The organism is bacterium (genome assembly GCA_035529855.1).
In the GTDB taxonomy this organism is placed as follows: domain Bacteria; phylum RBG-13-66-14; class B26-G2; order WVWN01; family WVWN01; genus WVWN01.
On the sequence record DATKVX010000023.1, the window covers coordinates 25835 to 33845 of the forward strand.

General features: G+C 61.1%; 7 protein-coding genes. 1 reads left to right on the forward strand and 6 read right to left on the reverse strand.

Features of this window, described 5'->3' with window-relative positions; translation table 11 throughout:
- Positions 1–12 precede the first annotated feature (12 nt).
- The 6 genes from VMX79_02220 to VMX79_02245 all read right to left on the reverse strand — a co-directional run bounded on the left by VMX79_02220 (position 13) and on the right by VMX79_02245 (position 7253).
- A complete protein-coding gene (locus tag VMX79_02220; GenBank protein HUV85909.1) occupies positions 13–927 on the reverse strand; it encodes a XamI family restriction endonuclease in 915 nt (304 codons plus the stop codon).
- Positions 899–2623, reverse strand: coding sequence for an N-6 DNA methylase (locus tag VMX79_02225; GenBank protein ID HUV85910.1), 1725 nt, complete (start codon positions 2621–2623; stop codon positions 899–901). The genes VMX79_02220 and VMX79_02225 overlap by 29 nt, the downstream gene beginning before the upstream one ends.
- Before the next feature lie 6 nt (positions 2624–2629).
- Positions 2630–2908, reverse strand: a complete 279-nt coding sequence (locus VMX79_02230; protein ID HUV85911.1) for a metalloregulator ArsR/SmtB family transcription factor — start codon at positions 2906–2908, stop codon at positions 2630–2632.
- A gap of 58 nt (positions 2909–2966) precedes the next feature.
- Positions 2967–4211: a 2,3-bisphosphoglycerate-independent phosphoglycerate mutase gene (locus tag VMX79_02235; protein ID HUV85912.1), complete on the reverse strand. Its 1245-nt coding sequence runs from the start codon at positions 4209–4211 to the stop codon at positions 2967–2969.
- A gap of 1 nt (position 4212) precedes the next feature.
- Complete coding sequence (gene proS / locus VMX79_02240; protein ID HUV85913.1) at positions 4213–5670, reverse strand: proline--tRNA ligase; 1458 nt, start codon at positions 5668–5670, stop codon at positions 4213–4215.
- 68 nt (positions 5671–5738) lie between these two features.
- A complete protein-coding gene (locus VMX79_02245; protein ID HUV85914.1) occupies positions 5739–7253 on the reverse strand; it encodes an O-antigen ligase family protein in 1515 nt (504 codons plus the stop codon).
- Between the two features lie 126 nt (positions 7254–7379).
- On the opposite strand from VMX79_02245, the gene VMX79_02250 reads away from it, so the two are divergent.
- On the forward strand, positions 7380–8011 hold a 632-nt coding region (locus VMX79_02250; GenBank protein ID HUV85915.1), incomplete at its 3' end, for a DUF4159 domain-containing protein.

Sequence of the window (8011 nt, forward strand, 5' to 3'; positions counted from 1 at the left end):
TTATCAAATACGTTATGATTTAGTACGGTGTAGCCAATCCATCAACGCCGGTAAGTTGTGCGCCCAGAATAAAGTAAGGCCGCGGTCCTGTGCGTCTTGGAGATTGTGGAGGGCATAAACGCCGCTCAGCATAGCTGCAGGCACTACCTGTACGGTGCCGAAGTCTTTCCGCCACGTCTCTGCCTTAACGGCAGCGTCATTGTTGAGTCTCTTGACGGAGTTTGTGGCCGAATTCGAGACCTTGCATTCGAGCGCCATCGTCCTACCATCCCACAATCCGATTAGGAAGTCCGCCTTTCGAGTTCCAAGCATCGACTCTCGGCAGAATTCCCCTGGTGCGGGGGCTGACGAGAGCGTGGCGACACGACGAGCGTTCACCTTTCGAAACCGTGATCTTTGAAGCTGGGTTGCAACAAACCGCTCTTGGATTTCCTTCCCTTCATTCCTTCTCATCGTTTCAAGCCGTCTCATGGCAAGCAATGCCGTTGTTGCTAGTACGGCTGCGGAACGTGCATGCTCGTCCGGTTCCCATCCCTCAGTAAGCCAGGGGAATCGTTTTCGGTCGTGCCAGTCTTTGATAAAGCCAACAAGCCGATCGAGGAGAGCAGGGTCATCCGAAAGCCGGCCGGGTGCGAGCGATACGGTCTGTACCAGCACTTTAAGGTCATCTACGGAAATAGGAGGCCCTGATATATACCGAAAAACCTCTTGTTTCCGTTTGTCGGAAAGTAGGTCGAGGGCGTGTTCGTCTATTTGGGCAAGGTCTACGGTCTGCTCTAAAAATTCTTCGACCACACCTTGGTACTCGTCAAACAATTCGAGATACAATTCCAAAGGTTCAGTATGGCGCCCCTCTCGAAAATGCGCTTCGGATGTTTTACGGGCTTTGTCTAACTCTTCAGTTGTCCATTTCGGAGGTTCGAGCAATTCCGATCTCCTTTAATATTTCCGGTTCCGGGATAGGCAACCGTTCCATCTCTCGCGGTTCGAACTTAGTAAGGCCACCGGCGTATACACGACCTCCGTGTAGGCTGGCCGATTCGCGTAGATAGTGGACAAGGCCGGTCAGAACCTCCGCTGTTATTTCTTCACGCGGATAAAGGCCGTGAGCGATGTTTAGGTGCCGCGCTTCCACTCGGTTTAAGACGAAGGTGGGCGGCCTTCTCGCCATGTACGTTGCAAGAATCGGGGCGGGTTTTCGCAGACCCACGGACCACCAGGCTTTACGATGACGGACAATATAACTCTCGCGGACCCCCATTTCTTCGGCGCGCTTTAGAAAGCGGTTGATGGCATCTTTTTCTTTACCGTTAAAACCTGATAGGTCTTGCGGTAGGTCGATTACGCGACGTAACGCCTCGTCGTCGGTTAAAACCCAACTTGCACTAAAAAGCTCACGGGCCTTGGTAACGGTTGGGAATAGTACTGTTTCGGGTAGCCCTGCGCTGTGGGGTCCTGCGATCCAAATGTGATTGGCTCCCGTTACCTGTCCTCTATGTACTCGAGCGAGTTCCCCGAGTTCCGTATAACCTTCCGGAACCTCGCGCGGCGTCCGCGTAAAATGAGACCACCTTTTTTCCGTAGCCAAACGTTCGCGCCCAACCGGACGACCGATAGAAAGATCACTAAGGTTTTTCAAACTCTCGACCCGAGCGAACTTAGCGGATGGGGATTTTCCATTAACTGTGAATGTCGTGATAGCCCCCGTCGTGGCTGTCCCAGGGAACGGTTCCGCCCCCGGCTCGATTACAATGACACTTTGACCGCCCAAACGATCAAGGAATAAGTCGCGAACGAGCTGGCCGTAGTTGACGTCCATCCACTCCGCGGCCGTGATTAAACCACCGTAATCACCGGCTTTAGCGCGTCGCGCTATGGATAGGAAGAAATAAACGTGGAGCCCCGCCAGCGTACTAGCGTTAAGCCCCATCTCCGCCGCTTCGTTTTTCAACCACGATTTCCACTTCGGTTCTATTAAGTGGTGCCGCACGTACGGAGGGTTGCCAACGTAAAGCGTACTGCCCTCAAATCCGTCCAGTGTTGAGGTACGGAAATCTTCCAACCGAACCTCAGCCCGATCCGCCATACCGGACGCCGCAAGGTTCGCTTTTACAGTTAACGCTGCGAGCGGGTCCGACTCCACCGCGACAAGATACGCTTTCGGAAACCTCCGGCCGGCCTCCAATAAAAATCGGCCAGATCCCGCGCCAGGATCGATTACCCGTTTTGGTTCCCCAACCGTCTCCGCCCACGAAATGATAGCTTTGACGATCTCGCGGGGCGTATAGACGGCACCGTCTTTACGACGCCGCGGTGGGGGCCGCAACGCACAAAACGCCTCTCCGAGTGGGTCTTCTCCGGCGCGAATTCGATCTCGCAATTCGCGTATAACCCGGTCGCTCATCTTCGGCAGTCCGTATGCGAGCTTGGTTTCCGATGTAGATAATCCCCTAACGACTAGCGCCCCCAATCCAAAGGCGAGCGCAGCTAGTATACGCTCGCTTTTTATGAGGCTGGTCGTTTCCGCCTCGTTTCCATCGTCGTCTATAAGAGGCCAAGGAACATCGAAGTTCCTTTTTACCGCCTCTTCGAATAAGGGGGATATTCTTTTATTCTCTACCACGTGACCCTACCCTTTTACGCCGTTGATTTCGAACTCGTCGCGGACGCAGCAGCACACGGAGTTGACTTTATCTTTATCTATGGCGTAATAAACCGTGGTGCCGCACTTTTCGGCCGTGACGAGGCCGGCCTCACGCAGGACCCGTAGGTGATGGGAAACGGCGGGTTGGCTGAGGTTGACGCGGGCGACGATGTCACCGACGCAAAGACGTTCGCAACACAGCGCCTTAAGAATCGAGACGCGGACCGGGTCGCCGAGGGCTTTAAAGGACGTACATATATCCATACATTTAAATGTATAACACAACGGGCCCGCGATGTCAACCCTTTATTTCGGAAGCGGCCTACGCGCCGAACTTCTCCGCTCGGCCCGCCAGGTTGAGTAATATCGGCAGGAGGTCCCGGCCGCGCAGGCGGCCGGCGCCGCCCACGGCCGCGGGGCGCTCGCCGAACGTCTCGACGGCGTCGGTACGCACCCCCGGGCCCCAAAAGAGCACCGGGACCGGGTCGCCGCTGTGGTCGCGCACCGCCACCGGCGTCGCGTGGTCACCCAATATCGCGACGTGGCAGCCGGCCGGGAGGCCGTCGAGCAGCGGCGCCGCGGCGGCGTCGATGCGCTCGATGACGGCGACCTTGGCCGCGGCGTCGCCGTCGTGGCCGGCGACGTCGGGCCCTTTCACGTTCGCGAGGACGAGGTCGTATTTCCCCACGGCCTCGGCCGTGGCGGCCATAAAGGCGCCGAGGTCGGTATCCAGGCCGCCGTTGACCGCCTCCGGCAGCGGGACGACGTCCAGGCCGCAGTACCGCGCAATACCGCGGATGAGGCCTACCTCCACGACGGCGGCCGCGGTCAGGTCGTAGAGCTCCGTGACGCGCGGGATGTGGGGCGCGAGGCCGGCCCCGCGCGGTAAGATAATATTGGCGGGCGGGAGGTTGCGTCGCGCGCGCTCGTCGTTGACGGCGTGGCCCTTCAGCGTCTCGTACGACAGCGCGACGAACTTGTTTACGACGGCCGCGGTTTTTTCGTCTTCGGGCGTTGGGCCGGCGGCGCGGGCGACGGCCGCGCCCTCCTCGTGGGGGTCGACGTCGCTGACGGCGGCGCCCAGGCCGTCGCCGCGGAGGACGAGCGCGGCCCGGTGAGCGGTCGATTCCTTGATGAAGCATTTAACGCCGTCGAGCTCGACGCCGTTCAGGGGGGCGACCAGCTCCGCGGTCCCCTCGGTGATGCGGCCCGCGCGTCGGTCGATAACGACGAGCTCGCCGTCCCGCTCTTCCACCGTCGCGAAGTTGCAGCGGAACGCCACGTCGCCCGGGCGCACGTCCATACCGACGCCCAGCGCCTCGAACGGCCCGCGGCCGGTGTAGTACTCGTAAGGGTCGTAGCCCAGCAGCGCCAGGTGCGCCGTGTCGGAACCGGGGCGCACGCCGGGCGCTACGGGGTCGAGGATGCCGTTTTCGCCCCGCCGCGCCAGTCGGTCGAAGTTGGGGGTGCGGGCGGCCTCGAGCGGCGTCTTGCCGTCCAGCTCTCCCACCGGCCTGTCCGCCACGCCGTCGCACAGCAGTATCAATATTTTCCCTTGGGATGTCATATCAGTACGCCTTCGCGAAGTACGCCCAGACCTTGGCCTTGCCGCCGCAGCCGGCGCAGCTCTTGTCGCCGGCGTCCTCCGGCTCGAGCGGGATGAAGCGAATGGTGGCGCCGGTCTGCGTCGCGATGTCGTCTTCGCACGCGGACTCGCCGCACCACGGCGCCCGGACGAAGCCGGGCCGCCCCTCGAGGAGGGAGTAGAAGTCGTCGCGGTTGTCGACGGTCTTGGTGTTCTCTTGTAAGTAGGAGGCGGCCGCGGCCAGCATGTCCCCCTGTATCGCCTCGAGCGTCTCCGCGACCCAGGCGGCGATTTTATCGCGGGGCACCGCCGTTTTCTCGCGGGTGTCGCGCCGCACCGCGGTGACGACGCCCTTCTCGACGTCCTTGGGCCCGAGCTCGAGCCTGAGCGGCGCGCCGCGCATCTCCCACTCGTTGAACTTCCACCCGGGCGTGTACTCGTCGCGGTCGTCGAGCTTCACGCGCAGCCCCGCCGCCGCGAGCTCGTCGGCCAGCGCGCGGGCCTTGGCCAGGACGTCTTCCTTGGTCTTCTCGAAGGTGATGGGGACGACGACCGCCTGCACCGGCGCCACCCGGGGCGGGAGCTTAAGGCCGGCGTCGTCGCCGTGAACCATTATAAGGGCGCCTATCAAGCGGGTGGTGACGCCCCACGACGTTTGCCACACGTAGTGGAGCTTGTTGTCTTCCTCCAGGTACGTTATGTCGAAAACCTTGGCGAAGTGCTGACCCAGGTTGTGGGACGTGCCGGCCTGCAGCGCCCGGCCGTCCGGCATGAGCGCCTCCACGGTATACGTTTGGAGGGCGCCCGGGAAGCGTTCGCGGTCGGTTTTGACGCCCGTGTACACCGGGATGGCGAGGACTTCGTGGACGAATTTCTCGTAGAGCTCGAGGATCATCAAGGCTTCCTCGTGGGCCTCGTCGGCGGTGCGGTGGGCGGTGTGGCCCTCCTGCCACAGGAACTCGGTGGTCCGCAAGAAGAGGCGCGTGACCTTCTCCCACCGCACGATATTGGCCCACTGGTTTATCAGGACCGGCAAGTCGCGCCACGAGCGTATCCACTTGGCGTACATCTGGCAGATGATGGCCTCCGAGGTGGGCCGGATGGCGAGGCGCTCCTCCAGCACTTCGGTGCCGCCCTGCGTCACCCATGCCACCTGGGGCGTAAAGCCCTCGGTGTGTTCGGCCTCTTTGGCCAGAAACGATTCCGGGATAAGCAGCGGGAAGTACGCGTTCTCGTGGCCGGCGGCCTTGATGCGCGCGTCGAGCGCGTCGCGGAGCAGCTCCCATATGGCGTAGCCGTACGGCCGAATCACCATACACCCGCGAACCGGCGCGTAGTCGGCCAGCTCGGCCTTGCGGACGACGTCGATGTACCACTGCGAGAAGTCGACGTCCCGCCGGCAGATATCCTTCACGAATTTTTTTTCATTTTTTTCTTCCATAAAAGCTCCGTTGGGGGATTACGGGGGCGAGCTTCGGGTGCCGCCGGCGCGGTCGCGCCGACCGGAATTCACCTCGCGGCGGCCGCGCCGCCCGCCGTTTCGGGCGCGGCCAGCGGCGCCGCGGCGACGCGGGAGGGCGCGCCGGCCGAGAGTAACACCGCGGCCCTGTTTACCGCGGCGGCCGCGGCTATAGCTACGAAAAACGTCTGGCCCCCCCGCAGTATCGTCTCGAACGAGCCCGCGACGATGGTCGCTACGAACAGCGCTTCGTACATGCCGTTCAAGAGAAAGTACTCGTCCAGGCCGGCGCCGCGGCAAAGGCGCTCGTTCTCGCGGAACAACCGGAAAGTAACGATTATCAACCCCAGGAAGAAAAAGAAGCCGACGACGCCCGTACTAACGAGTACTTCCAATATGCCGCTGTGGACGGCCTTGACGTGCTCCGCGGGCCCGCGGGCTTCGGCCGCGTATTCGGCCCGGTAAATGGTCCCGAACGTCCGCGGCCCGATGCCTATGAGGGGCGAGCTCTTAAAGATGTCCAGCGCGGAACGGTAAATGTAACCGCGCGACCCGCCGAGGGCCTCTTCCGTTTCCCCGGTGAACAACGCGCCGAACCATCGCTCTTGTCGGGTTTTGTATTGCTCCGGTATTAGTATCAGGGCGACCACCAATACGGAGGCGGCCAACAGATATGGGATTAACTTCTTACGTTTTTTTATCAGTTGGTACGTAAAGGTTATAATGATGGTCAATAGGCCGCCCCGCGAGCCGGTGAAGATGATCGTTACGACGCACGTGGCCAGGCCGCAGAGGGAGAGCAGTCTTTTCTTGGCGTCCGTTACGGACAGCGTAAGTACGAGCAACATGGCGGCGGCGAAATTCCCCACCATAGCCAGGCCGTTGGGGTTGCCCACCGCTCCCGCGGCGCGTATGACCCCGCTCATAGCTATCGAGCCTATCCCGGTAACGCAGGAGGTTAGTAATGAAAGTACGAAGAACCACGTATAGCGAGCGAACCATTTCGTTTCGGCGAAGAGGTTTATGAATATAACGTACAATATTATGTTCTCGAGCAGTTGGAAGGTAGCCGTCCATACCTTACTCCACGCCAGCGCTTGGAACGCCGATATCAAGGTGGCGACCAGGAAGCCGTATAAAAATACCAGTTGCGTTTTATGGCCGAAGACGGGCTTCTTTTTTTGGGTGACGACCAACGCTACGAACCCGATGAGCGTGAAGAGGCCGATGCTCTTGGTGAGCGTAACGCCTAAGCCGCGGAAGAGGCGCTCCAGCTGCAGCCCCTGGGCCAACGAACGGTAAACCCTTAACGCGATGACGCCGAGGTGGGGTTTCGTTATGATCGTCAGGAATAAAAACAGGAATAACGAAAGCTGTAGCAGCCTGGTCGCCGACCCCTTCCATAACAAAAAGTAAGAGGCCGTCGCCAATAACACCAACGCCAGCGCCGTCACCGTCCGGCGCCGGTTCGTCCCCCACACGCCGCCCCGGACCCGGCGGCCCGCGGAACGAAGCAGCCCTTCGCCGCCCGGTTGCCTTCGGACCGTCTTCAACCACGTAGCCATCTTTTTTACCGCGACCGCAATCGCGACGGCGGCCGCGCGCCGACGCCCTTATGGCCCTACGTCGCCGGCGCCGATATCGGCCTTTTCCGTCTCAACGCCGCGATTTCTTTGGGATATTACCAGATTATGAGGAAATGTAAAGGGTTTTTGCCCCAGGCCGTGACGTACGATGGCGCTCGAGTATCCTTTGTGATATATTATTTCGGCGTGAGAGTACCCCTTGCTTCCTTTCTGGTCTTATTTACGGCGGCCGCGGCCGGGGCGCAGTGGCGCGCGGAGGAGCCGCCCCCGGGCCAACTCGTCGTCGCCAAGCTGAAGTACGGCGGCGGCGGCGACTGGTACGCCAACCCCACCAGCCTCCCCAATCTCCACCGCGCGCTCCGCGAGCGCGCCGGCCTCCCCGCGGCCCGGATAAAGGACGACGTCGTCGTCGACGCGGCCACCGACGCCCTCTTCGATTACCCGATTTTGTTTATGACCGGCCACGGCAACGTTCGCTTCTCCGGCGGCGAGGTGGCGCGGCTGCGTCGCTACCTGGAGCGCGGCGGCTTCCTGCACGTCGACGATAACTACGGCCTGGACGATTCCTGGCGCCGCGAGTGCGCCCGCCTCTTCCCGGACAGCCCCCTGCTCGAGCTGCCGCCGGACCACGAGATCTATCATATATATTACGATTTCCCGGCGGGTTTGCCGAAGATACACGAGCACCACGGCGGCCCGGCGCGCGGCTACGCCGTCTTCCACCAGGGCCGGATGGT

What these genes read in the sequence shown, in the direction of transcription:
- VMX79_02245 (HUV85914.1), bottom strand. Translation starts at nt 7,253, where the DNA reads ATGGCTACGTGGTTGAAGACGGTCCGAAGGCAACCGGGCGGCGAAGGG.
- VMX79_02230 (HUV85911.1), bottom strand. Translation starts at nt 2,908, where the DNA reads ATGGATATATGTACGTCCTTTAAAGCCCTCGGCGACCCGGTCCGCGTC.
- VMX79_02235 (HUV85912.1), bottom strand. Translation starts at nt 4,211, where the DNA reads ATGACATCCCAAGGGAAAATATTGATACTGCTGTGCGACGGCGTGGCG.
- proS (HUV85913.1), bottom strand. Translation starts at nt 5,670, where the DNA reads ATGGAAGAAAAAAATGAAAAAAAATTCGTGAAGGATATCTGCCGGCGG.